Raw genomic sequence first — 26,373 nt, 5'->3', positions numbered from 1 at the left:
GCTTCCTCCTGTAGCTAGTCTTTTTCTATATTAACACGAATGACAACAATAAATACGGTAGCTACACTTTGCGAGGTACGGGGAATTGGGAGATTACGAGAAAAGGGGATTTTTTGCAAACGGGAATCGGTAGCGGAATTCGATAGGTAGAATTTTAGCGGTGCACTCGTAAAGAGTGTGACAAGGGAGCAGCGCGAGGGGCCTGCTCTCCGCCCCATTTGAGTTAAAGCACTCGCAAGGAGTGCGGCAAATGATTGACACGAAGAGTGCGACCCGTGAAAGAAGGCGACACGGTACAATTTAAATGATTTCAATCCACGCACTCACAAAGAGTGCGACCATTATCGCGGAATCAAGTGTTTATATTACGCAAATTTCAATCCACGCACTCACAAAGAGTGCGACTCACGGCAATGTGTGACGATTTGATGGAAAAAAGATTTCAATCCACGCACTAACAAAGAGTGCGACCTTCGCCCTAGCGCGCGGCCACTTAGCAGACATGATTTCAATCCACGCACTCACAAAGAGTGCGACTCAACGCTTTCCGAAATGACATTCATCGTATTTTATTTCAATCCACGCACTCACAAAGAGTGCGACGCAGAAGAGCTGCAGAAAGCTCTTAATGCATGTAATATTTCAATCCACGCACTCACAAAGAGTGCGACAGCGAAATTCCCCTATTTATTGGAAATAAATTGATGAATCATAGAGAAAAGCCGCTCTTTTCCTATATAATACCACGGGACACGAACAACATTTCAACACTTTTTCACACATTCATCCATATTTAAGTGCTTTTTTGGTGCGGGTGATCTAGTGATTTTATGTGCGCTTGGGGTTCGCACCAAAATAGTAGTTGTTTGTTATTGAAGTTAAAACTGAAAACGATCCATGAGTTACTTCCACATTTTTTTAACGAACCACTTTTTTAGCTAGTAGATGACCGAAAGCCACGATTGGGATAATGGTCAATCCATATGGGATACTGGCAATAAGGTCAAGAACCCGAATATTATATTCCGCTTCTAACCGGTAAAACAAATATAGTGAATATGGAAGGGTCACGGTAATGGCGGTAATGACGCCTGGTGTATACATTCTCAGTAGCAGTGCTTGCCCTGCATGCGTAAATACATGCAAAAAAACGATAACGTTAAAACCGAGGAACCAGGTAAACATTTGCTGTTCTGCCGCTAAATAGGTAACAGGGATAAATACAATAAACTCAATAAATACGGCAAAAGCAAATTGCGAACTAGTCATTCCGTTAAATATACGAAATATTGGTCTATAAAAAGAGGGGATCGTTTGATAGACCGAACCGTAGCGTTTTTTTGCCCATCCTTCGACAAAAATAATTTCCTCAAAATCATGAATCATAAAAAACGCCAAAAATAACCAAATGAGTGATGGAATCGAGACCGATTGATTCAATGCTTCGATCACAGGAACGACCCCTTTCTTATGAGAACATGTGTCCCCACGCCATTAATGTTCAAACAAATTGGTCCGAAACGGGGGCAAGTTCGCTGCCTTTTCCAGCTCGTTCAACAGACCCTCCAAATTCGTTCGCTTAAAAGAAGCAAGGTATACCGCCAACGGGGCTTCCCCTTCTTCTTCCGCACCAGAAAGTTCAAACACGATCAGCACATCATCTTTCACAAAGATTTTCCACGTATTGAGCTCGGAACCTTCTTCTATCTCATCTTCTCGGTCAGACGCCAGTCGCGATAGTCGGACAAGTCCCACATGCTCTCATCAAAAATCGCCCAATACGGCAGCCGATCTTCAACGCCCAGTTGAACTAGCGCTTTGCCAACGAGAAAACGGCTTAGTGACTGATTCTCTAACTGCCAGTCAGCGAAGCTCCAAGCGCATAGATAAACTGGCGGGTCTTCCTTCTCCAAATCGACCAATCGGATCCCACAGTAGATCACAGATTCTTCCACTTGGTAGAAAATCAAAAATGCTTTGTCTGTCGTGAAAAAAGTGCTATTAGGAATAAACAGCTTTTCCAGCGGTAGCGGCTCGTATTGATTGTTGCACCCTTGGGTGATGTGTGGAGACCGTCCCAACGCTTTGTAGTAATTCCGTAGCACCAGCGGCAAGGAAAAACCAAGCTCTCGTTCCTTCGCCTCGATCTCACTCTCTGGAATCCCGTGATGCGGCTCGTGCTGGTCTCCCAATAGACGAAGGAGGTTTTCGATGCTCGCTTTCATGATTGTACGCCTTCCTTTCTGTTAATTGTAGACTGCCTTAGCCTTATAACAATATAAATCTACTGGAACTACGTTACTTCCTTACCGTTGCGGCTAATCAGCCCGCGCAAAAGTTTCAGGACTAACTGAATGTCGGAGTCTGTTAGCAAATAATAAGTGCTTACAGTCCAAGTCTCTCTGTTCTTCAAGTGGAAAATCAGTTTAGGAAACTGCGGAAACAGCCATTTTTGAATAGAAGGGCCGCTGTAGCTGATGTTTGCAATGTCTGCCCACGCTACTGTTTGTTTGCCGTCTGAAATAGCCTGTTGGTCATAAGTGAGTAACGGCGTGTTTGATGTCAATGCCCGTGGCAAGCAAACCACTAAATATCCACCAAAAAACGGAATCCCTATGATAGCGGATGTAATACAAAAAAATTTACGAATCCATGTAGTATCCATAAAAAAAGCCCCGTACAGCAGAAACAGACAAACTAGCACAAACACTAAACTGCCTAGCGCTTTGCCCCATGCCACGGATTTTCGATAAGAAATTGCTTTCATTTATCAAGTGCCTTTCTAATATGGTTTCATATTGATGGTGACTACATTATACAAGATTAGGTGATTTATTTGCCTTTTAAGACAAACAAAAAAGGATCGAGACGTTTAGTATAGTGTAGAGGAAGAAGATTGCCCTAAAAAAGAAGAAGAAAACAAGGAGGGCGAATAAGCGCTAGACTAGTCTATAATGTTTCTATCATTTCAGCCACTGCTTTATGCAGCCGACAAGTTTCAAGACATAGCCGACTCACCCTTATTATTTCTCCCACTGTTCCATTTTCCACTCACTGAATTTCCTCACAATAATATCAACAACAATGTAAAACGGCAAAAAGCTAGAGTTGTCGACTTTGTTATACAAATAAAAAGGAGTACTGTTTACATAGATATTAAACATCGCATTTTGGGCGAGTAAATTATTTCTTAATGTGGTCAGGCTGACACATTTAATCTTTCTTGTTTTAATCGCGTGAATAATTTCATCGAGGTTTTCCGATTCGCCGGATAAAGAAATAATAAACAAAAGATCATCTTCGCCCATTTTTCCGAGTCCATTTGTAAAATCCCGTTCACTTCGTATGACTTGAGATTTCTTGTGCAGTGCCCATAACTGCCGCTGAACATCATTCGCCAAATCCAACTGCGCAGCTCCCGTGCCATAAATATAAATATATGGGGCGCGGTCAATCAGTTGATTTAATTGACAAAAGTCTAGTTGCTCCATGTATTTCCTCGTCTGGTGGATATCCTGATCAAGCAGTGCCATTAAATCTTGGCTCGTACCTTCCGTAAAATTGTTCAATTTAATATAAGATTTTAAGTCGCTGTAGCCGTCTAAACCAATTTTTTTCGTGAGACGGTGGATGGAAGAGATAGAAGTGTGGGCATAAGCAGCGAGATCCTGAATTTTCATCGTCTTCATCTCATCAATATGGTCATAAATCGTCTTAATGATATGCAAGTCATTCTCGCTAAGTGATTCAAAATGCTTATTTACTAACTTGTCCAGAATCATATCGCTCACCTTCTATGAAAATATTTTCCTTCTGTGAAAATATAATCTAATGGTACAACTTGATTTCTAAATGCGTCAAACCTATTGGGTTTTGAAAGCGCTGCCTTTACAGTTAAATTGTAGATCACACAAAGGAGTTTTGCTTATGAACGCAATCAAGCGGTTTGGCAGCGCGATGATTGTCCCTGTTCTCTTATTCGCATTTTTTGGCATTGTTGTCGGCCTGGCAACTTTATTTAAGAATCCGGCGATTATGGGGGACATCGCTGCAGAAGGGACGATGTGGTACAAGGTTTGGTCACTGATTGAAAGTGGAGGCTGGACCATTTTTAATCATATGGAGCTGGCGTTTGTTATCGGCTTGCCCATTTCACTGGCAAAGAAAGCGCAAGCACGGGCCACACTTGCGGCATTGATGGTTTATCTTGTTTTCAATAATTATATCAATGCGATTTTGACACTTTGGCCGTCCACTTTCGGTGTCGACCTATCACAAGGGGTCGAGAACATAACAGGTGTTAAAGAAATTGCCGGTATCCCTACATTGGATACAAATATCATTGGCGCGATTGTCATATCTGCCATTGTGATTTGGATCCATAATCGTTTTTATGATCAAAAGCTCCCTGAAATGCTTGGCATTTTCCAGGGTCTCGTCTTTGTTGTGATCATTGGCTTTTTTGTGATGATTCCTTTCGCTTTTCTCGTTGCTTTTGTATGGCCGTATGTTCAGCAAGGAATTGGTTCCCTCCAAGGGTTCATCTCACAAGCTGGCTATATTGGCGTCTGGCTGTTTCATTTCTTGGAAAGGGTTTTAATCCCGACGGGGCTGCATCATTTTATTTACACACCTTTTGAATTTGGTCCGACTGCTGTAAATGAAGGGTTAAAACCATATTGGATTGCCCATTTAAATGACTTTGCTACTTCAACTGCAGCGTTAAAAGATCTTTATCCATATGGGTTTTTACTGCATGGAAATATTAAAATGTTCGGCTGTTTAGGGATCGCACTCGCCATGTATTTTTCCACACCGAAAGAAAACCGGAAAAAAGTGCTTGCCCTCGTATTGCCTGCAACATTAACAGCGATATTTGCGGGAATTACAGAACCGCTTGAATTTACATTCCTATTTATCGCGCCCTATTTATTTGTGATCCATGCCCTTCTTGGCGCGACTATGGTGACGCTGATGAACATGTTTGGTGTCGTCGGCATGATGGGCGGCGGGTTAATTGAAATAGCCGCGTTAAACTGGATCCCGCTCGCTTCCAACCACGGAGGCATTTATATCGTCCAAGCCATTATTGGGTTTATATTTGCAGCACTGTACTTTGTCCTATTCAGATGGATGATTGTTAAATTTGACATTCCATTACCAGGGCGAAAAAAGGAAGAGGAGGCTAGGCTATACACCAAACAAGATTATCAGAAGGCTAAAAAAGGGAGCAATTCTGAAAAACAAGCTGCCGCAACTTACGAGTCTGAGTATGAAGAGAAGGCGGTCTATTACTTAGAAGGCCTTGGCGGCAAAGATAACATCAAAGATGTGACAAACTGTGCAACGCGTCTGCGTGTTACAGTGATTGATCCTAGTTTGGTCAAAGACAGCGATTACTTCACAAACAATAAAATGGCTCATGGGTTGGCTAAAAGCGGCCAAAGCATACAAATTATTGTTGGCTTGAGTGTACCGCAAGTGAGAGATTCCTTTGAAGCAAAACTTTAAATATAGAGGAGAGGGAGAGATTTACTATGAAAACATTTAACATTACCATCGCTGGAGGCGGAAGCACATTTACACCAGGGATTATTTTGATGCTGCTCGACTATTTAGATGAGTTTCCGATTGATACGATTAAACTCTATGATAATGATGGAGATAGACAAAAGACGATTGCCGATGCGTGCGCCATTTTATTAAAAGAACGTGCCCCAGAAGTACGTTTACTAGCAAGCACAAATCCAGAAGAAGCATTTACGAATATCGATTTTGTCATGGCCCATATCCGTGTCGGCAAATACGCCATGCGGGAACTAGATGAGAAAATTCCATTGAAACATGGCGTTGTCGGACAGGAAACATGCGGACCTGGCGGTATCGCTTATGGGATGCGTTCGATTCCAGGCGTATTGGAACTAATCGATTATATGGAAAAATATTCACCCGAAGCCTGGATGCTGAACTACTCAAACCCAGCAGCAATAGTCGCAGAGGCAACACGTAAACTAAGACCCCATTCTAAAGTGTTAAACATTTGTGATATGCCAATTGGCATTGAAGAACTAATCGCCAAAAACTTAGGACTAGCCTCACGCAAAGAAATGGAAGTCGACTATTATGGCTTGAATCACTTTGGCTGGTGGACAGATATTCGAGATAAAAAAGGAAACAGCTTAATGCCTGACGTGATAAAACATGTGAGCCAGCATGGTTATGCGACAGACGGAACATCCGAACTCGAACAGCAAGAAAGCTGGAATAGCACACTAAAAAAAGCAAGAGATGTACAAGCACTCGATCCAAAAACAGTGCCAAATACGTATCTAAAATATTATCTATACCCAGACTACGAAGTGGGGCATTCAAATAAAGAATATACACGGGCCAACGAAGTCATGGAGGGTCGCGAAAAATTTGTTTTCGGTGAATGTCAAGCTATTATCGACAAAGGCACGGCAAAAGAAACAAAGCTAGTCATTGACGAGCACGCTTCCTACATCGTTGATTTAGCAAAAGCCATTGCCTTTAACACAAAAGAACGGATGTTAATGATTGTCGAAAACAACGGCGCCATCCCGAACGTCGACCCAACAGCAATGGTAGAAATCCCTTGCATCGTCGGCAGCAATGGCCCAGAAAAACTGGTTGTCGGAGAAATCCCTAGATTCCAAAAGAGCCTAATGGAGCAACAGGTTGGCGTCGAAAAATTAGTAGTAGAAGCGTTTGAAGAAGGGTCCTACCAAAAACTATGGCAAGCCATCACATTATCGAAAACCGTGCCAAGTGCAAAAGTAGCAAAAGATATACTAGACGACTTAATCGAGGCGAATCAAGCATTCTGGCCAGCGTTAAAATAGGCAACAAAGACGAAAATAAGCAATATGGGCGTAGGTGCGCTCATATTGCTTATTTGGTTTACCGGACTTTTTTTACATATTAGTTGCTGTCGTAAGCGAAAGTCAGTTCATGTGGATTTTAATTGGCGCACTTATAAGAAGTGCGCCGGATGCAAATTTCAATCCACGCACTCACATAGAGTACGACGCCTTATCTAGTCGCAAACGCAAGTAAACTGATACCGATTTCGCACTCACATAGAGTGCTACTGAGCGCTTTTGAGTATGCAAGTTACTTTTGCCATTTCAATCCACGCACTCACATAGAGTGCGACGTTTTCGCTTATAACAGGGCCGATTGGTATGTCATTTCAATCCACGCACTCACATAGAGTGCGACCCAAAACCAAGGACAACAGGCGGCTCCAGCACAATTTCAATCCACGCACTCACATAGAGTGCGACTGTACACCATGTACACACTTATGCGTAAGATTATAATTTCAATCCACGCACTCACATAGAGTGCGACCATTTACAATAGACGAGTTTGTGTTAGAGTTACGATTTCAATCCACGCACTCACATAGAGTGCGACCAAAAAGAACTATCCCAGTTAACAGGTATTAGGATTTCAATCCACGCACTCACATAGAGTGCGACTAAGGCAATTGAAAATGCTGCAAAACGTCACTTATTTCAATCCACGCACTCACATAGAGTGCGACAATATTTTAATACCCTTTTCTCCTTTTTTAACAGATTTCAATCCACGCACTCACATAGAGTGCGACACTAACTGTTGGGGATTCGGGAGTGTCTACTTATGGATTTCAATCCACGCACTCACATAGAGTGCGACGAAGCGGAGTTATTTATCCACTCTTTAAGATAGTATTTCAATCCACGCACTCACATAGAGTGCGACAACCTGAAGAGGTTACAATCCGGTACGAAGATAAAATTTCAATCCACGCACTCACATAGAGTGCGACAGCGAAATTCCCCTATTTGTTGGAAATAAAACCACAGACAATAGGGAAAGTCGCTCTTTTCCTTCATCATATCATGGAACACGAACAACATTTTCACATTTTCATACACATTTACTCACATTCTCACTCTTTTTTGGTGCGGGTGAGCTAGTGATTTTATGTGCGCTTGGGGTTCGCACCGTCTGATTTAAGCCGTTTGTCTGAATAAATCTTTTCCTGCAACTTTTACTTCGACGCCGTTAATGTTCAATGACAAATTTCTTTAGGTTGATCATATTAAACAATTGCTCCCAAATATCCTTCTAATAAGCAAGAAACTCCAAAACCCGATGTTTGGAGTTTCTTGTTCGTTTTATTTTTAAAGGTATTCCAGGTCTTCTCTAACTAAATGCTCGTCCTCTTTATTCGAAAATGTCAGCTCAATATCGCCCCTTGATTCACCAACGTGTCTTGCAAGTGCTTCACATCAATTTCTCGCGGGAGGCACTTTTCTTTTGTGGCGATGGCAGCGGCAGCTCCGGCGGCTTCTCCGATTGCAAGGCAAATGGCTTGGACGCGGAAGGAGCCTAATGCTTCGTGCGTCGCTGAGATACAGCGGCCAGCGACGAGCAAGTTGTTTAGCCCTTGTGGCAGGAGGGAGCGGTACGGGATGTCATAATGGGTGCCTTTTGGCAGTTTGTAAATTTCCGTCGTTGACGAGTCTGGCGAGTGAATGTCAATCATGTAACAGGATTGAGCAATGCAGTCGTCGAATTGCTTTAATTCGACAATGTCTTCTTGTGTGATGACGTAGTCGCCGATGACACGTCTTGTTTCCCGAATCCCGACTTGCGTGGCTGTTTGAAGGAGCTCTGCTCGCTTGAACCCTGGCACGTATTCTTTCAGAAAAGCGATTCCATCTAGCACTTGTTCTCGCCCGATGATTTCCGCATTCGTTAAGTCTTGTGGGTCGAGGGCGTTTTTGCCTTGAATGCGTCCAAAGTTAATGCCTACGACATTGTCCATCCATGGCACCGTGAAGATGGCAGCGACATGGTCTCGGTTCACTTTTGTTAAGAAACCGTCGCGCTTCGCCTGTTCGATTTCATCTGCGAAACCGGTTGCGTTTACGTACCTATACCCGTCTTCTGTTTTCCAGTAGCCACGTCGCCCTTCTTGGTCGAGCTTTTCGCCAAGTGCTGCTGTATCGACATTGCCAAGTACATACATGAGCGAGGAAGGCTGCGTGCCTCCGTCTTTGTCTCTGCCGATTTTGCAGAGCGCACCGGCTCGTTCAGCGACATCTCCATCTCCCGTCGCATCAATGACGTGCGTCGCAAGCAAAGCTTCTCTGCCTGCTTTGCTTTCAATAATGATCGCTTCAATCGTGCCTGCTTTTGTGATCGTATCGAACCGTTGTATGGCAAAGGAGCTCGACACCTGCTTCTGCCAATAATTCAAACGCGAGAATCTTGTATTGTTCGGCATTAAACGGCTCCCAGCCTTTGCGATCGGTCATGATCAGCCCGCCTCTCGCATAGAGCTTTTGACGAATCTCTTGAAAGATGCCTCCGGTAATAAAGCGCTCCTTATCATGATAACCGTAGGCAAAAGAAGTCACCATTCCAGCTGTCCCCATCCCTCCGAGAAAGCCGTGCGCTTCGAGGAGAATCGTTTTGGCGCCGTTTCGGGCCGCGCTTAAGGCAGCGCCAATCCCTGCTGGTCCCCCTCCACAAACGACCACATCGGCTTCCGCGCGTACACGTACTTGTTTTTCTACTTCCGTTACTTGTCTCATCTGTTTATTCCTCCGACTCATACGTTTTATTCCTTTGATCCAGACATTGCTAGGCTCTCAATAAACTGCTTCTGGGCAAAGAAGAAGACTGTTAGAACTGGCAGTGTTGCTAGGACAGACGCGCTCATCAATGAACTCCAATCGGTTCCAGCCTCGTCGGTAAAGAGAGACAGAGCCAGCGGCAAGGTCATTAATTCTCTTGAATTGATAAAAATTAAAGGTTCGAGAAACTCATTCCAATTCGTTAAAAAGGTAAAGATCGTCACCGTCGCAAGTGCCGGCTTTGATAGAGGCAGCATAATTTGAACAAAGATGCGGAAACGAGAGCAGCCGTCAATTCGGGCGGCATCTTCAAGTTCAGCTGGGACTTGTTTAAAAAACTGCCTCATCACAAAGATGCCAAACGCTCCGCCTGCGCCAAAAATGGGGATGATAATTAAGGGCAAATGGGTATCAATCCAGCCGAGTTCCCTCATAAAAAGAAAGAGCGGGATGATCGTTACTTCGCCGGGGATCATCATCACACTTAGAAAAGCAAGGAAGATGACATTTCGCCCTTTAAATGGAATCCGGGCGAAGGCATACCCCGCAAGCGAAGCGAGCAATACCGTTCCGATTGTCACCGCGGCCCCAATGTAAATACTGTTAAACATTTGCCTAAGAAAGTGGGTGCTACTAAGAACATTGAGATAGCTATCCCACTGAATTGGGTTTGGGATAAAGGTTGGTGGCAACGCGAAAATTTGGTTAGGGTCTTTTAAAGACGTCGTGACCATCCAAATAAACGGCAACAGCATAATCGCTGAAATGATGGTTAATAAACCATAACGAACGACTGTAGAAACCGAGTTAATCTTCATTGTAGACCCACCTTTTTCGAAGCCACCACTGAATCAATGTAAATACACAAATGACAAAGAATAAAATAAACGCTGCCGCAGAGGCGTAGCCCATATCAAACAACCGAAATGCTTTTTCCCAAATATAATAGACAATGACTTTTGTACTGCTCTCTGGACCACCTTTTGTCATAACAAAGATTTGCGCAAAGATCTTCATCGCTCCAATAATCGTAATAATCGTCGCTAAAAAGACGGTAGGCGAAATGATTGGGAGCGTGATGTTTTTGAATTGGCGCCAGCTTCCAGCACCATCAATTCGCGCAGCTTCGTATAAGTTTTTCGGGACCATTTGCAAGGCGGCTAAAAACAGCACCATGTTTAGCCCGACGTTTTTTAAGACACTAGTTAAAATAACAACAGGCATCGCTAAATTTTTGTTATACAACCACGCTTGTGGCTCAATGCCAAACCATGCAAGAATCGAGTTAATGAAACCAAAGTCAGTCGCAAACATATAGCGCCAGACAATCGCCCAGACGACAAGCGTTGTGACCACTGGCACAAAAACAATCGTGCGGAATAGGCCCATTCCTGGTAATGGATGTCGTAAAAGCAAGGCTAGCCCTAGAGCGAGAATGATATTGAAGGGAACTAAGCCTGCGGTAAATAAAATCGTATTTTTCATCACTTGTTGAAATTCAGGGTCTTGCACGATCGCTTGATAATTGGCCGTTCCGATAAATTCCGACTGGCCGAGTAAGGGCCAGTCGGTGAAGCTCATATAGAAAGCAAAGCCAATGGGAACAAACATAAAGATCGTAAATCCGATTAACGTCGGGCTTATAAAGAGCCAACCAGCTAGCTCATCTCGTTTAAACATCGGTTTTCGAGGTCTTTTCTTTTTTTGTCTCCATTCTGCCTGAACATCTGCATTCATTTCTTATCCACCCCGTAGCTCATTCTTGCACCAATGGATTGATGCTTGCTTCCATTTGCTCAAGAATGTCAGCTGGTTCTGACGTTTGGCCGAATAAATGGTCAAAGCCTTGGAGGATGTGGTTGTCGATGTTTTGCCATTCTGGATGAATCGGTAACACACGTGATTCTTCGCTTAAGTTTAAAATCGTCGACTCCATGCTCGCTCTCGGCGGATTGTCTGGTTGTTCAATAAAAGCATCTGATTCAAGTACCGACGCCCGTGGTGGCGCGAAGTACGTCGAGGTCGCTTCCATCCCTGTTTCGCTCGCAAAGTAGCGAATCAGATCGAGTGCTTCTTCAGGATGCTCCGTCCCTTCAAACATGACATAGCCTGCTTGCCCGAGAATAGGCGATCTTCCTTGTGAGCCAAGAGGAACAGGGGCGATATCCCATTCAAAATCTTCGATCCCCCGAGCCGTTGAAACATAACTGTAGACATCAAAAAACATACCGACGTTCCCAGCTTCAAATGCGACTTGGTCCCCTGCACGAGGATGTGAGCGGTCCTCGAACATCATGCGGTCAAGCATTTCCAACGTCGAGATCCCAGCATCGCTATTCCAAGTAAACTCAGTCGTGTCTTCGTTAAAGAGGTCGCCCCCTTCTGCTCGCGTATGTGCTAAAAGATTCTCCCATGTTTCCCAAGCTCTAAAGAAATTCGCCCCATATACGCCTTCCTCCTCAGCGATTACAGCTGCGGCTTCTTCAAAAGCTTCCCATGTCCACTCGCCTCGGCTTTCTAATTCTTGTGGCGTTTCTAGTCCATTTTTTTCAAATAAGGTTTTATTGTAGAAAATAATATGAGGTGGGCTTGAGAACGGCACACCGTAAAGAGCTTCTCCCACTTCATATTGCGTAATCGTCCCTGGCAAAATGTCCTCAAAGTGAAACGACTCGTCTTCACGGAGTGCAGATAAATCAGCGAGTATGTTGTTTTCAATAAATTGAGGCACCATTCGCTCAGCCGCCCATCCGATATCCGGCAGCTCTTGCCCCGCTGCAAGCACCGTCATGTTTTGCTGATAGTCAGGAAAAGGCGTCGTTTGGATCGTTACATGTACATGCGGATGATCCACGTAATACGCTTCTAGTAATTCTTTATAAACGGCAATATGGTTTTCGTTGCCCCAAGTTGAGAACGTTAATTCAATTTGTTCTTCTCCATTTGCATCCGTTGATCCACCAGGCGATGAACAACCCGCCACAACGAGCAACAGGCTCGCACTTATGCTCCATCTCTTCACTTTAAATTCCCCCCCTTTGTTCTACCTTCAGTTTAAATAAAGCGCTTACAGTTTAAGAGGGTGTTCGTTTTCGATTTGGTATCCTTTTCTCAGGTTTTCGGTAACCGGACGGTCACCTTTGTCCCTCGTCCCAGCTCACTCTCGATCATGAGTTGTGCCTGTTCCCCTAAAAGCAAGAGAAGTCGTTCTGATATATTTCCAAGGACAACTTGATTCCCTACGCCACATTCAGGTTCTACTTTCATTCGTTCAATCGTTTCTTGCTTCATCCCTTGGCCACTGTCCCGAACTTCAATGTACGAATAGGCGTCATCTTGCCAGCCTTTTATGGAAATTTCCCCAACCCATTCCCCATGCTGATGCCCGTGTTCGATTGCATTTTCAATTAACGGTTGCAAGATAAGTTTCGGAATGGAAAGGGAGCGCATCGCTTCTGGAACAGCGATCGAAAAAGTCACTTTTCCTTCTAATCGTTTCTGTTGGATTGTTATATACGACTCAACGAAAGCCAACTCTTCTCTTAGCGGGACAAAGCGTGTTTTTTGATCAATGCTGTAGCGGATCAGGCGCCCGAGTGAGGCGACCATGTCGGAAAGCTCGTACGCTTGTTTTGTAATCGCCATCATATTAATATGTTCCAATGTATTGTAAATAAAGTGTGGGTTCATTTGCGTTTGGAGTGCTTTAATTTCTGCATCTTTTTCTCTAATCTCCGTTTGATACACTTTTTCAATTAATTCATTAATCTGCTTCATCATATGATTAAATCCAATCGCTAATTGCCCCAGTTCATCCTTCGTGTTTCGATTCATTCGATGATGAAACTCGCCTTTTTCTGCTAGCGCCATTACTTGGCGAAGCTCAAAAATTGGCTTTGTTAAAGAACGTTCAGCTACAAGGGCAAGCATTATCACAACTCCTGAGACAGCCAGCATCAGTCCGATTGTGAACAAGCGCAACGATTGTGATGCCCCGACAATATGATGCTCAGGCAAGAAGACGATCGTTTGCACGTCTCCACTCGAATCATTTCGAATAACAGGCAAGTAATCCACCCCATCTACCGTGATACTCTCACGCTCAGCAAGCTGCCAAACATCCTCTCCTTTCGCTTTTAAGAGGGGGTAAATGGCTTTCCCCGTTTCGTAAATCGGTTCCCCATTTCTATCAATCATCGTAATCGATGCATCTTCTGATAAATCAACATCCTCTAGAAGGGATTCAATGAAGCTTAATTCAATGTCGACTTTCATCATGCCAAGGGGACGAAAGCCATCAGGGTCACGGAGCAAACGCCCAACAGAAAAAACAGACTTTTCTGCTCCTAGCACGTAGGACGGAGAATGGGTTGGCAGTAACAGAGACGCGCCATTCCCTGCTTCAATCGCCTCTTGCCAATCAGACGTCCCTTCGGCTAAACGATGCACCGTGCGAGGTGAGCCAAGATCACTAAACAAACTCCCGTCTCGCGTAATGATATGAATACCAGAAAGCTCTTGCCGATTATAAGAGAGTGTCGATAAAAACGAGCTCATTCGTTCGAACTCCTCAGTCTGTGGATAATAGGAATGATGGACGTCGGACCGGTTTTTAAGAATCGCTAAAATCTCTCTGTCATATAACGGCAACAGCGACAAACGGTGCATCTCCTCAATATAGGCATTCACGTTTTGATTCACTTGCCCAATCACTTGAACCGTATAATGGTAGGTTTGGTCTTCAAGCGTTTTCGAAAAGTAAGCATATGTGATCATCCCTAAAAGATTTAACGGTACTAAAACAATCGATAAAAACAACAAAATAATCTTTGGCCGTAACGACACCTTACGTCCCCTCCGCTCCGTTACAATAAGGCTCTTTGCCTAAACTGGGTAGGTGTACACCGTTTTTCTTTTTTAAATAGTTTCATAAAGTGCTTTTCACTCTGATAGCCCGACATTCTCGCTACCTCATACACACGGAGGTTCGTTTGATGGAGCAACGTTTCAGCCCGTTCCAGCCGTTTTTGCGTGACATAGGTTGAAAAATTTTGACCGGTTTCATTTTTAAACCATTGACTGAAATAAGTAGGATGCAAATGAACGAGCTTCGCTACAGCCTGAAGGGTAATATCTTGATCAATATGCGTTTTAATATACGAATCCACTTGTTGAATTAAATGGTTTTCATGATCCTCTTGTTCTGGCTCAACGAGACCTCTCTTTATCTCATCAAAAGCAAGCACCACTTCGGTCCGGTCAATGGGCTTCAATAAATAACGACTCACACCATGTTGGATGGCCTGTTGAGCATACGTAAACTCTTCATGCCCGCTAACAATCACTATTTTTAGATGGGGATGATAGCTCCGCGCTTCTCGAATAAGCGATAACCCATCACGCTTTGGCATCCGAATATCGGTTAATAAAACATCAGGACAATCATGGGCAAGCAACTCCAGCGCCCGCTCCCCATTATCGGCTTCGCCAATAACAGTAAAGTCAGTGACAAGCTGATCGACGATCGTCATCAGCCCTTTTCGAATCATCTTTTCGTCTTCCGCAATGACAACTTTGTACATTTCTGCTCCCCCTTTAAAGAAAAGAACCTTCATTTAACAGAAGGTCCCTCCATTCTTTATGGCGCTGTATTCGTCTGAATCCGCAATGCATCCACTCTCAAGGCCGCACTTCCTTCTGAGTCAGCTCCCACCTTCACTAAATTTTGCCCAGCTTGGGAAATCGACGTCGACCGAAACAAAAACTCATCATTTCGATAAACGTCGTACGTGGTTTGTCCCGTTGACACCAATTGATAACGCGCTCGCTCCGTTGGATCAATCTCAACCGCGACAGTAGGTTGGAGAAGCCGATCTTGAATGAACCCTTGGTTACCGTCATACGTGATGAATAGAGACTTTTGACGGTTGCCTTCTCGGATGCTGATTTCATTGCCCTGGCTCGGAGCAAAAATCGACAGCTCCGCCTCTAATGTATAAAGCGAATCTGGCAAGGAAAACCCATCATACGTCAAGTAATGGAAAGCGCCTCCACTTCTGCGGTTTTCAATAATGTCAACGAACCCAGCACCTTGCTCAATCGTTCCTTGCGCAGCGCTGCCTTTGGCAATCTGCCACCGCCTTGTGTAATCGTCAAAGCGTTCGTTAATGACATTCCACACCTCCCCATCGCGCACCTCTAGCGAAAGCGATTCAGTTGTTATAACTTTTCCTTGATAAGAAACTTCTGCTCGTACTTCTGCGATTCCTTCTACACCAGAATAAAGGCGCTGACCGTCCACCCTCACAACTGACGGATCACTTGAAAACAGGGAAAACGAAAGCTCCTTTTGCGCAATCGTTGTTCCATCGTAACGATGAGCAAGAACATCAAAATCAATTTCACGGTCGGTTGAAACAACTCGACTTGGCAATCGCAAAGAGGCTGACGCCATTTCCACTCGCTCATCGCCAACAATCGCCCGAGCAAGGGCAATTTTCGTTGATCCCCGTTGCCCGGCTTCATACACCATGTATAGCTCATCTTCCGAATAAATATAAGACCGCGACGCCGCACGTCCGTTTTCTGGAGCAACGGCTGACGGCTGATAATAAGATCCTAAATGAATTTCCTGGTCAAAGTTCTCGCCAACATCCACCACATACTGATTTCCTGATCCCCCATGCACAGTAACATAATGATGGCCATTGTAAGGAAAGTAGTAAGCTCCTGACAAATTCCCTCCTTGCCCAGGCTGCGGGGAAATGAGCGGTTCTTGTTGCGTCTCCCACTCCCGCCCATCAGCTGACCAAGCTAAATAAATCCGCCGCGTCCCATTATTGTTCCCCATTAACATCATCACATAGCGATTGTCCTTTCCGTCAAGCTCATGCTCGAATACACGCGCATAAGAGGCCTCACTTATATCTGTAAAATCAGACGTGTCAATCACGACCTGCTCATAATCAAAATGAATGCCGTCTTCAGAAGAAGCAAGACGAGTCACTGAGTTTTCCCCGTGAAAATACAAAAACAACTTTCCCTCCTCTTCATTCCAAATCGGATGAGCAGAAGCAACATGTGAAACATTGTAGTGGGGCTGCCAGTTTCTTGAGATCACAGGATTCGAGGCGTATTCCGTCCAGGGTCCAGTTATCGAATCCGCATACGCAAGCGCGATCCCTCCTGGAGCATCGTGGGGACCATAATACATGTAATACGTTCCAAGAGGATTCTCAAAATAATCAGCTGCCCGAATAACCGTCGGAAAATCAACTTCTCCCGTTGGATTATACCGCATCTCACTCGGCTCAATAAGCGTTTTTTCAAAATGAAACAACGGCAACTCATGAGCCTCCATACGATCATCGCTCAGAACCAGACCGGCCAACAATAAAATCACCGAAACAGTAAGCGCTTTCAACAGAGATTTCATTTAATTCCTCCTCTCATATGTCTACCCATTATAGCGTCAAGCAAAGGTGTAGATATTCCTGTTGCATTAAGATCTGGTAGTGTTTCTTTAAGGGGTTTATCCCTACTTGGGTTGTCCCTTGGAGTTGCTACAACTTGATCCGTTTAAAAAATAACTAAACGGAAATAAGAAAAATTAGATAATGATGGTCCTAGATGAAAGGGGAATATAGGAGGGAGTTATGAGCGCTAAATCAAAAAACTCTATTAAAATGCAATTGTTGAACGGTTTACTCATTCTAGTCGGTTTAATGCTTATCTTTTCAGTGGGCCATAATTTATATGTGGGGAAGTTTAACCAGACATTGCTAATATTTTTAACAGTTATTTTTGCTTGGGTCTTATTTTGGAGAGGTTTTCGAAAAAACATTTTAAAGACGCTTCTGCGACTGTATTATCATACGTATGCCGTAATTGATTCTAAAGGTCGGTAATGCCCAGCCATCTTATAATTATAACCTCGTGCGCCTTCACTATCAACATTAAAAAGCCTTCTCCCGATAGACTTCGAGAAAAAGCTATTCAATCCTCATTTCACAGGGCGTTTTGACCTCCCTTCATAATATCTTAATCGCGTGATTTAGTGTGAAGGAAGAACAGGCACAAGCTTCTTTGTTTCGAAAAGAGTAAAATCAGTTCTTTAATGATAAATATTTATGTACAATCGCTTCTGCGAGACAAGTTGATGAATCAACAAGAGAAATATCGCCCGATAACGCAGCACAGGGAGTTTGACGACAAGCGCAGACTGATTATGAGCTGCGCTTATTAATTTCAATTCACGCACTCACAAGGAGTGCGACTTCATATACTTCGATCAACCGGATAATACAGCGAAAAGTCACTCTTTCCCTCATCATATCATGGAACACAAACAACATTTCAACATTTTTTCCTTCACTTTACCCGTTTCATCCCAGAAAACCGCCGCATTTATAATAGGGTTTTCTTTTCTTAAGAAAAAGGGTATACTGATCATAAGAAATGAGTAAAGTAAAAAGACTGAAGGTGCTGTAACACCTTCAGTCAAACAATAGCTCGGTTCCCTGCAAGGGGGTCGGCCGATGGTTACGAATAATCCACCTGAGCCACTAACTCAAGGGTGGATTATTTTTTATGGTTGTGAAATGACAGCAATGCAACGATCAGTAGCCCGAACGTCAACATAAGGGAAATTCCTTCAAATACTGTCATACAGCAACACCCCCTTTCGTGGGAGTGTGCCGACCACCCTTGAGTAACCGTTATGCTATTGTTCTTTAATTATAGCATGTTCCCTTATTGTTAACACTATCTTTCGGAAACAGGTCTTGGCCGTTCGATCAAATAATAGGATGAACTGTCAGTAAGCATATCTACACTGGCCTCACTACCACTCATAAATACATGCTTTCCCCAAAAATACAAAGCCCGCCAGCAAAAGTAGCCGGCAGGCTTAACTTGCCCCTTCTTATTTTTCTTTTCTAACGTTATTAATCCACGCTTTGTCTTCATCCATCATTTTTTTGGCGGCGATAATCGTCAGTATTTGAATCGCGATAATGGGGATACCCATTAACCCGGATAACACTTCAAGTGGCGCCAATCCACCTATGTTCATGAGCGTTAGCGCAAGCACGGTAATAACCATAGCGACAAATATGCGGAGATGCTTTGAAGGGGCGCGTCTGCTCATGTCCTGTGTTGACATATAGGTCGCAATTGTATACGTCGTTGAGTCTAATGTCGTGACCAAGAAAATAGCGGCAATAATGACAAACACCGCAATGGATATTTCCGGAAGCGGCACAGATGCCAAGATTTGCGGTACTGCGGCAACTGGTTCTTGTTCTTGGACAATATTTAAAACAGAGACGTCCCCGCTTGTGTATCGCTCAACGCCGAGGCCTCCTAAAATCCCTGTCGCAATCCACGACATCAATGTAGGCGCCAATAGATACGTTAAAATCATTTCTTTAATGGTCCTTCCTTTTGAGACCACCGCTGCAAATACACCGTGGAGCATCGCCCATGTCGCATTGTAGGCAAACCAAAAGACCGTGTGGCTTTCAATATGAGAACCTCCTCCCTCCGTATTAAGCGAGTTTGTATAGAGGGAAAAGTCTAGATAGCGTGAAACCAAGACGCTAACGGAATCGGTAAAGAAATTAAGAATAAAAATGCCTGGGCCAACAATCATGATAAACAAAGCAAAAACCCCAGCAATGTACATATTTATCGTACTCAAACGCTTGATTCCTTTGTCTAACCCTACATAGGCGCTAAAAGTAAAAACAAACACCCAAATTAAAGTCACGATCATCGTTAACAAAAACGTAACCTCTATATTGAACAATTCCGCTAAGTTCTCTGTCACAATCGGTGTTCCTAGCCCTAATGTCACAGCAGCGCCTGCTAAAATACTGACTAAAAAGAGTGTGTCCAATACAATACCGCCGAGGCCATCCGTGAATTTATCGCCAAAAATGACTCGGCACGCTTCCGAAATACGCATCTTTGGCTTTTTCCGGACGTGAAGGATGTAAGCCATCGCAGGAGCGGCCATTACGAATACAGCAAACGTTTGGAAACTCCATAAAAACATGCTGTAGGCATTGCCTGTCAGGAGTGCTTCGCTAGAACCAGCTTGTAAGCCAAATGGGGGATCAACCGCCACTTCACTCCATTGAACCATTCCTGTCCGCATCAATGTCGCGCCGACGCCCATTGCCACTAAAATTGAAGCGTACTCAAACAGTGTAAATCTTGGCTTTACCGCCGGATCGCCTAAAACGACTTGTCCGTATTTCGAATAAGCTAACCAAACGCCCGCTACAACCATAAGAAGGGCATACCAAATATAGCCCCAAGCAAAGAGATCGACAATCGTATCAAAGATATTGTTTAACAACGTCATCGATTCTTCAGTATAAATGGCAAATAAAAAACTGACTATCGCAATGATTAGAATAGAAGGAAAAACAATTTTGTTTTCCACCGTTCTTTTTTTGCCTATCGGACCGCTTTTCATCAAATCTCTCCAATCTAAAAAAGCTATTCCAATTTGATCAGGGGGCAAGCTCCATTCATACAGGGGGAGAAACCGACACCATTCTCCTTTGTCCAATGGACCGGCAACCGTCTCGCCTTCAATCAATTGCTTCCTTTCCTGTAAACCAAGGCTAGCCCCCATTGCTGCAAGCCACCACACGTTCAAGCCATTTGCCAAAGCAGCAAGCACTGTATTTATTCCCGTTAAACAAAAATTAAACCTTGTTTTTTAGCGCAAGAAAGCATCCTTAAACGGAACGATAAAAAAAGACAGCGCTTCATGTGACGCTGTCTCGAGAAAAAGGAGTGTAGGTATCGTTATAGGAAGGATATGACATTCATAAAATTAGCCATAAGCTAGCTTTTTCTTTCATTTTTCGCTTTTTCAATTGCTTCTGTCATTTCTTCATAAGAGGAGGCTTCTTTGTATACAAAGCTATCTGCATGGTTTAAGGAAAGGGGGATGGCTAAAAACAGATCTGAACACGCCTCAAATTCCTCCTGAATTGGAAAAAGCAGACCTGGCCCTTCATTATCAGGCTTCGACGTCACAATATAGCCAGTTTGGTCTTCATCGGTCGTTATAAAAAACAAAAAATGTTTGCCCTCTTTTTCTTTCAGCTCTTCCAATTCAGTAGGATACAGAACCAACGCGCCGTCCGGTGCATCTACTTCCAATCTTTTTGGTTTCTTGTCCCTTTTGAAAAAAAACATCGAATCCCTGCTTTCTTTGTTTTCAATTTTTCACTAAACAAATTTAGGAAAAGCACTCCCTTGCCTATTTTCATTCGAACAAAGACTCGGCCATTCTAAAATAAACGTAACACACCAATGGATTTTTGCGCAAAAGAATAAGCGTTTTCACGTGATAGCCTAAGGGCCTTATGAACAAAACATAATCGTGGCCTGGCTTTGTTGCTGCTAACGTTGCATTTTTCACTTCCTAACAGTCCGGATATGCCAGAGCTTGAAATAGCGGACGTCCACAGACCACCACTTTCCGTTTGTTCCAGCGGATGCAATGGACTTTAACCTGTATTCTCTCGTCGTGTAATCACCACAGTTTACCAACGAATAGATCCCGTCGGAGATGGCGGACAAAACAGTGGGCACGATCACATTCGATGCAATGAATCGGTTTTCTGCAAATAAAGGAAGCGTCTTAACAAAATAATCTGCCTTTTTGCATACAATTTCTATATAATAAGATCTAGGCAAAGGCATGACAGTGTACTTGCAGTGCTAAATTTTCATGGAAAAAAGACGGAGGTGAAACATTCATGTCTAATGATCATGAGGTTTTATTAGATAATGAAAAACAAAATGAGCCCGAAATCAAAGTGGAAAGACGAGAAGGGGAACCAACTGCAGCCTTCAAAGGGGCTGCTTGGGCTGCGTTGGTAGTAGGTGTCGGCTCGTATTTTATCGGCTTGTTTAACGCAGCCATGGAACTGAACGAAAAAGGATATTACTTTGCCGTTTTAATCTTCGGCCTCTATTCAGCCGTATCTTTGCAAAAGGCAGTAAGAGATAAAGATGAAGGCATACCTGTTACGAGCATTTATTATGGGATTAGTTGGGTTGCACTTATTGTCTCTATTTTATTAATGGGTATCGGTTTGTACAATGCTGGCAGCATTGTTTTGAGCGAAAAAGGATTTTATGGCATGTCTTTTGTCCTTAGCTTATTTGCTGCCATCACGGTCCAGAAGAATATTAGGGATACACAACGGGCAAGAGAAAGAGATTGAGTAGTCCGTTTTTAACGATTTTGCCTTACATGTAACATGTGATCTACATAAAAATGAACCTTGGACGGGGTTCATTTTTTTGTTGTGCTCGTCCCCAAGTCTTCCGTAAATGACACTCGAAGGTTTGATTCCGTCCACAAATCCGCTTCATGGCTCTGAAGGATACGCAGGTAACTAAAGCGCCTGTCTTTAACGAGAAGACCAATCGTTCGCGCATCTTTGACATCGCGCTTTACCTTGAAGCTTATCGTCGAGCTCCTTTGGACTTCGAAACATGCATCGGGTTCCCCATCACCAACGGAATGCCACGGTCTTCGAGGAAATAAGCCAAGTTCAGCTAGAGGCCAGTCAGTTTTATTATTAGTCTTGTGATGGCGGACCATCGTCGCCTGAACGTGTAAAAGGGTTTAACCGCTCGTCATGATTGTAAGGGCACGAATTTACTCCAATTCTTGCTCGTTGACACTCCAGACACTCCACATCCTCCCAAGGGGCTCTTTTTGTTTCAACCCCTTCTAACAGGTATGCTCCTTTCGATACTACTAATTTTATTTTAATCCCCTATACCCCTCTTGGTTCATATAAACCGCTTAGTGACTTAAGATTAGCTTGGTTTCTTCTTTATAACCCATTAAGTTCATATAAAACTCGCTCCCGAATTCCAGAACACGATGAATGTCATTTATTTATAACCCACTAAGTTCATATAAAACGCGCAACCTGAATAGGCGATAATGCTTTTATTCCATCTTTATAACCCACTAAGTTCATATAAAACGCTTTCGGAGAAACTTCCCGCCCGGTACCTAAGCGGGCTTTATAACCCACTAAGTTCATATAAAACCAAATATTAGCTGATCTTAAGAAAGGAATCGAAGTCGACTTTATAACCCACTAAGTTCATATAAAACTTTTACGAGTCGGCTGGGACGCCTCAGCTGTGGATAGCTTTATAACCCACTAAGTTCATATAAAACAAATAAGCAAGATATAATAGATAGAATACCCAATCAACTTTATAACCCACTAAGTTCATATAAAACGCGTTACGTGTGGACGGGTCGCCGTTGCCTGCACCCACTTTATAACCCACTAAGTTCATATAAAACAAATCCTACAAAACGAGCTAAATAAACAGTTTAACGCCTTTATAACCCACTAAGTTCATATAAAACGCCTTCTCCATCTGCTATTTTTATCAGTCCGTTGCCTTTATAACCCACTAAGTTCATATAAAACTATCTTGAACGTGGCCAAGCGTCTTTATTTAGCTGGCTTTATAACCCACTAAGTTCATATAAAACTTGGCTTGTTTTCCGATACTGCCGGTGTTAGCTCTTCTTTATAACCCACTAAGTTCATATAAAACGCGTATGACCAGGCAATGTTATGGCCCGCAATAACCTCTTTATAACCCACTAAGTTCATATAAAACCAATTAGTCCGCAAGAAGGGTGTCTTGGTAAAGAGAACTTTATAACCCACTAAGTTCATATAAAACGACGGCAAAGCTCGTCACAGCCTCCGTCAGATCTTCCTTTATAACCCACTAAGTTCATATAAAACCGTTAGGCGTCCGGTATTTCGGGAAATTTGTAACGACTTTATAACCCACTAAGTTCATATAAAACGCTCTTGGCCGTCCTTGCGCCTGAACCTCTCCATCTACTTTATAACCCACTAAGTTCATATAAAACCTTTTTCACCTAACTCATTTACAAGCTTTTGAAATTCTTTATAACCCACTAAGTTCGTATAAAACGCGTAGCGATTTTCACCGCGTCGTCCAGCACGTTAAACTTTATAACCCACTAAGTTCATATAAAACCCTTTTCTCTTAACAACTTCGGTTTAGCTTCCACTTCTTTATAACCCACTAAGTTCATATAAAACGGATTGAACATTTCTGATAACACGCACTCGCCAGACGGCTTTATAACCCACTAAGTTCATATAAAACTGGCTCTAAATAGCGCATTACATTATCAACGTAATTCTTTATAACCCACTAAGTTCATATAAAACTTCAATTGGTTAGAAGAAGGTGAGGGCGAAAATTACTTTATAACCCACTAAGTTCATATAAAACGATTGTGGACAAACTTATGAAATCACTTGTGATGATGAACTTTATAACCCACTAAGTTCATATAAAACGATTGCGATTAGGTAAAGAACATGGAGGATTTAGCTTCTTTATAACCCACTAAGTTCATATAAAACAAGTTCTTCACTGTTAAGAATATGATGGTCAATAAGCTTTATAACCCACTAAGTTCATATAAAACTCATCCGCTACGCTCCTTCCTCCACGCCTATCATTACTTTATAACCCACTAAGTTCATATAAAACTTTTGTAGAATTAGATTTAGAAAAGGTGGATGATAGTCTTTATAACCCACTAAGTTCATATAAAACCGGGTGCTTTGCGCTGTCGCTAGCGACTGTCGTCGCTCTTTATAACCCACTAAGTTCATATAAAACACGGGAACCTTCAGTTGAAGCAAGCTCTGAAGATACTTTATAACCCACTAAGTTCATATAAAACTTTTCTTCTCTGCCTTCAACATTTTCCCCACTTGGCTTTATAACCCACTAAGTTCATATAAAACTTACGTATAAAGCCACGTCTCTGTTAAGGCGCGCCACTTTATAACCCACTAAGTTCATATAAAACTCAGCCGATTATTGACCTTATCATCAAGTCGCTTTACTTTATAACCCACTAAGTTCATATAAAACGACTAAAAGGACCAGAAACACGCAAAGGAATTACCACTTTATAACCCACTAAGTTCATATAAAACGCTGAAACTAACTTATCACGGCGTAACACATTTAAACGGCTTTATAACCCACTAAGTTCATATAAAACCTTTTTCGCCCTCGACTTCGTAATATACGATGATCCCGCTTTATAACCCACTAAGTTCATATAAAACTCCATAACCACTATTCCTGATTTTTCGCTAAGAAGCGTCTTTATAACCCACTAAGTTCATATAAAACTTGCCGCCTGGTCGGTATCCCGTGAACCATAAAGTTTGCTTTATAACCCACTAAGTTCATATAAAACTGTACTTTTCCGCAAGTGGCGAAGTGTACTCCACGCGTGGCTTTATAACCCACTAAGTTCATATAAAACTTGATGCTACGATCTTTGATTGGGTTTCTTTGCTCTCTTTATAACCCACTAAGTTCATATAAAACCATGTGGTACATTCAATTTCTTTTTTGGTTTGAGGTAACTTTATAACCCACTAAGTTCATATAAAACGCAGCGTCTAACTCAAATACTGACATTGAAATGCTCTTTATAACCCACTAAGTTCATATAAAACATGAATGTTTTCAGACTTACCACTCACTTGGTCAGCGTCTTTATAACCCACTAAGTTCATATAAAACTGAAATCGGTAAGCTTGGCAAAGGTATTTTTGACGCCTTTATAACCCACTAAGTTCATATAAAACAGAAATCGAAAAGGAGCGGGCAGCCACGGCCTTGGCGCTTTATAACCCACTAAGTTCATATAAAACGAAACGCACGATCTCGCGACAGCTATCGAAGGTTACGGCTTTATAACCCACTAAGTTCATATAAAACATACAAGGCTTAGTAAACGGAATTGGTTCGATGTTCTTTATAACCCACTAAGTTCATATAAAACGTATGTGGAAGGATGTGGGCGGCATTAGGCGGGTTATCTTTATAACCCACTAAGTTCATATAAAACGTGCTTGCTCACCTGAAGAAGAGAAGCGTGTATTAACTTTATAACCCACTAAGTTCATATAAAACGCTCAAGCGAAAGCAGAGAGTATGAACCATAACCGTCTTTATAACCCACTAAGTTCATATAAAACGAGAAAAGATTCTAAGGGAAAACCGTTTTTCCTAACCTCTTTATAACCCACTAAGTTCATATAAAACTTGAAAATGATCACTAAATATAAGAAAACAAATCAAGCTTTATAACCCACTAAGTTCATATAAAACTCACATCCCCCTGTACTCCCGTCACTTTAGTGTCTACTTTATAACCCACTAAGTTCATATAAAACCTACACTAATAATAGCATGATAGTACTATCGTGTAACTTTATAACCCCACTAAGTTCATATAAAACGACGACACGGAAAACGCAATAAAGGAGAGTTCAGGAACTTTATAACCCACTAAGTTCATATAAAACGCAATACAAGCGTCAAATGCAATCTTAAAAGCCGCAACTTTATAACCCACTAAGTTCATATAAAACGAGATTGTCAAATACAAAAAGAATCTGATGGTTGCAGCTTTATAACCCACTAAGTTCATATAAAACCGTTCTTTATCTAGCAACCGGATTATTGGCGATCATAGCTTTATAACCCACTAAGTTCATATAAAACTCTCAGAATGCTTTGCAGCAAGCTCGCCTCGGTGCGCGTCTTTATAACCCACTAAGTTCATATAAAA

Annotated in this window: 17 protein-coding genes, 1 pseudogene and 3 CRISPR repeat arrays (1 of these 21 cut by a window edge); of the genes and pseudogenes, 3 read left to right on the top strand and 15 right to left on the bottom strand. The window is 42.7% G+C overall.

Translation table 11 applies throughout. The features are described from left to right. Positions 1–307: 307 nt before the first annotated feature. Positions 308–671: a CRISPR direct-repeat array (repeat unit 32 nt; unit sequence ATTTCAATCCACGCACTCACAAAGAGTGCGAC). Positions 672–918: 247 nt separating this feature from the next. From N6H06_RS02790 to N6H06_RS02770, 5 genes are all read right to left on the bottom strand, one after another. Next, positions 919–1,452 carry an HXXEE domain-containing protein gene (locus tag N6H06_RS02790; protein ID WP_263705577.1) on the bottom strand — a complete coding sequence of 178 codons (534 nt, stop codon included), beginning with the start codon at positions 1,450–1,452 and terminating at the stop codon, positions 919–921. 42 nt (positions 1,453–1,494) lie between these two features. After that, positions 1,495–1,668 carry a hypothetical protein gene (locus tag N6H06_RS02785; protein WP_263705576.1) on the bottom strand — a complete coding sequence of 58 codons (174 nt, stop codon included), beginning with the start codon at positions 1,666–1,668 and terminating at the stop codon, positions 1,495–1,497. A gap of 35 nt (positions 1,669–1,703) precedes the next feature. Next, entirely contained in the window at positions 1,704–2,225 is a 522-nt protein-coding gene (locus N6H06_RS02780; protein WP_263705575.1) for an SMI1/KNR4 family protein, read from the bottom strand. Positions 2,226–2,293: 68 nt separating this feature from the next. Further along, a complete protein-coding gene (locus N6H06_RS02775; RefSeq protein WP_263705574.1) occupies positions 2,294–2,767 on the bottom strand; it encodes a YfjD family protein in 474 nt (157 codons plus the stop codon). A 256-nt stretch (positions 2,768–3,023) separates the two neighbouring features. Continuing rightward, positions 3,024–3,782: a MurR/RpiR family transcriptional regulator gene (locus N6H06_RS02770; RefSeq protein WP_062745464.1), complete on the bottom strand. Its 759-nt coding sequence runs from the start codon at positions 3,780–3,782 to the stop codon at positions 3,024–3,026. A gap of 145 nt (positions 3,783–3,927) precedes the next feature. Here N6H06_RS02770 and N6H06_RS02765 point away from each other — a divergent pair, with 145 nt between their 5' ends. Both N6H06_RS02765 and N6H06_RS02760 read left to right on the top strand, forming a co-directional pair. Further along, the gene (locus tag N6H06_RS02765) at positions 3,928–5,511 is read left to right on the top strand and encodes an alpha-glucoside-specific PTS transporter subunit IIBC (protein ID WP_062745462.1); all 1,584 of its coding nucleotides are present in this window, start codon (positions 3,928–3,930) and stop codon (positions 5,509–5,511) included. A gap of 26 nt (positions 5,512–5,537) precedes the next feature. Beyond that, complete coding sequence (locus N6H06_RS02760; protein WP_263705573.1) at positions 5,538–6,863, top strand: 6-phospho-alpha-glucosidase; 1,326 nt, start codon at positions 5,538–5,540, stop codon at positions 6,861–6,863. Positions 6,864–7,145: 282 nt separating this feature from the next. After that, positions 7,146–7,837: a CRISPR direct-repeat array (repeat unit 32 nt; unit sequence ATTTCAATCCACGCACTCACATAGAGTGCGAC). Positions 7,838–8,251: 414 nt separating this feature from the next. Here N6H06_RS02760 and N6H06_RS02755 read toward each other — a convergent pair. From N6H06_RS02755 to N6H06_RS02710, 10 genes and pseudogenes are all read right to left on the bottom strand, one after another. Then, positions 8,252–9,614: pseudogene (locus tag N6H06_RS02755) on the bottom strand (FAD-dependent oxidoreductase). Positions 9,615–9,640: 26 nt separating this feature from the next. Next, complete coding sequence (locus N6H06_RS02745; protein WP_062745458.1) at positions 9,641–10,474, bottom strand: carbohydrate ABC transporter permease; 834 nt, start codon at positions 10,472–10,474, stop codon at positions 9,641–9,643. Further along, positions 10,464–11,393, bottom strand: coding sequence for a carbohydrate ABC transporter permease (locus tag N6H06_RS02740; protein ID WP_263705570.1), 930 nt, complete (start codon positions 11,391–11,393; stop codon positions 10,464–10,466). The genes N6H06_RS02745 and N6H06_RS02740 overlap by 11 nt, the downstream gene beginning before the upstream one ends. Positions 11,394–11,412: 19 nt before the next feature. Then, positions 11,413–12,678 carry an ABC transporter substrate-binding protein gene (locus N6H06_RS02735; RefSeq protein ID WP_263705569.1) on the bottom strand — a complete coding sequence of 422 codons (1,266 nt, stop codon included), beginning with the start codon at positions 12,676–12,678 and terminating at the stop codon, positions 11,413–11,415. A gap of 89 nt (positions 12,679–12,767) precedes the next feature. Beyond that, a complete protein-coding gene (locus tag N6H06_RS02730; protein ID WP_263705568.1) occupies positions 12,768–14,501 on the bottom strand; it encodes a cache domain-containing sensor histidine kinase in 1,734 nt (577 codons plus the stop codon). A 20-nt stretch (positions 14,502–14,521) separates the two neighbouring features. Continuing rightward, positions 14,522–15,238, bottom strand: coding sequence for a response regulator transcription factor (locus N6H06_RS02725; RefSeq protein WP_263705567.1), 717 nt, complete (start codon positions 15,236–15,238; stop codon positions 14,522–14,524). Between the two features lie 56 nt (positions 15,239–15,294). Beyond that, positions 15,295–17,091 (bottom strand): glycoside hydrolase family protein, encoded by a 1,797-nt coding sequence (locus N6H06_RS02720; RefSeq protein ID WP_263705566.1) that lies wholly within the window; start codon positions 17,089–17,091, stop codon positions 15,295–15,297. Between the two features lie 1,145 nt (positions 17,092–18,236). Continuing rightward, on the bottom strand, positions 18,237–18,323 hold the full coding sequence (locus tag N6H06_RS23145) for a putative holin-like toxin (RefSeq protein WP_220557514.1): 87 nt from the start codon (positions 18,321–18,323) through the stop codon (positions 18,237–18,239). A gap of 256 nt (positions 18,324–18,579) precedes the next feature. Further along, entirely contained in the window at positions 18,580–20,139 is a 1,560-nt protein-coding gene (locus tag N6H06_RS02715) for a BCCT family transporter (RefSeq protein WP_213028946.1), read from the bottom strand. Between the two features lie 377 nt (positions 20,140–20,516). Continuing rightward, a complete protein-coding gene (locus N6H06_RS02710) occupies positions 20,517–20,873 on the bottom strand; it encodes a hypothetical protein (protein WP_062745436.1) in 357 nt (118 codons plus the stop codon). A 566-nt stretch (positions 20,874–21,439) separates the two neighbouring features. Between N6H06_RS02710 and yiaA the strand changes: the two genes are divergently transcribed. Next, on the top strand, positions 21,440–21,910 hold the full coding sequence (gene yiaA, locus N6H06_RS02705) for an inner membrane protein YiaA (RefSeq protein WP_062745434.1): 471 nt from the start codon (positions 21,440–21,442) through the stop codon (positions 21,908–21,910). A gap of 619 nt (positions 21,911–22,529) precedes the next feature. Further along, a CRISPR array of direct repeats spans positions 22,530–26,373; the repeat unit is 29 nt; unit sequence CTTTATAACCCACTAAGTTCATATAAAAC (it continues 721 nt past the right edge of the window).

The sequence above is a fragment of the Shouchella tritolerans genome (assembly GCF_025770735.1).
Classification (GTDB): domain Bacteria; phylum Bacillota; class Bacilli; order Bacillales; family Bacillaceae_D; genus Shouchella; species Shouchella tritolerans.
The sequence above is the reverse complement of the archived record's forward strand: the minus strand, read 5'-3'. Positions and strand labels throughout refer to the sequence as shown.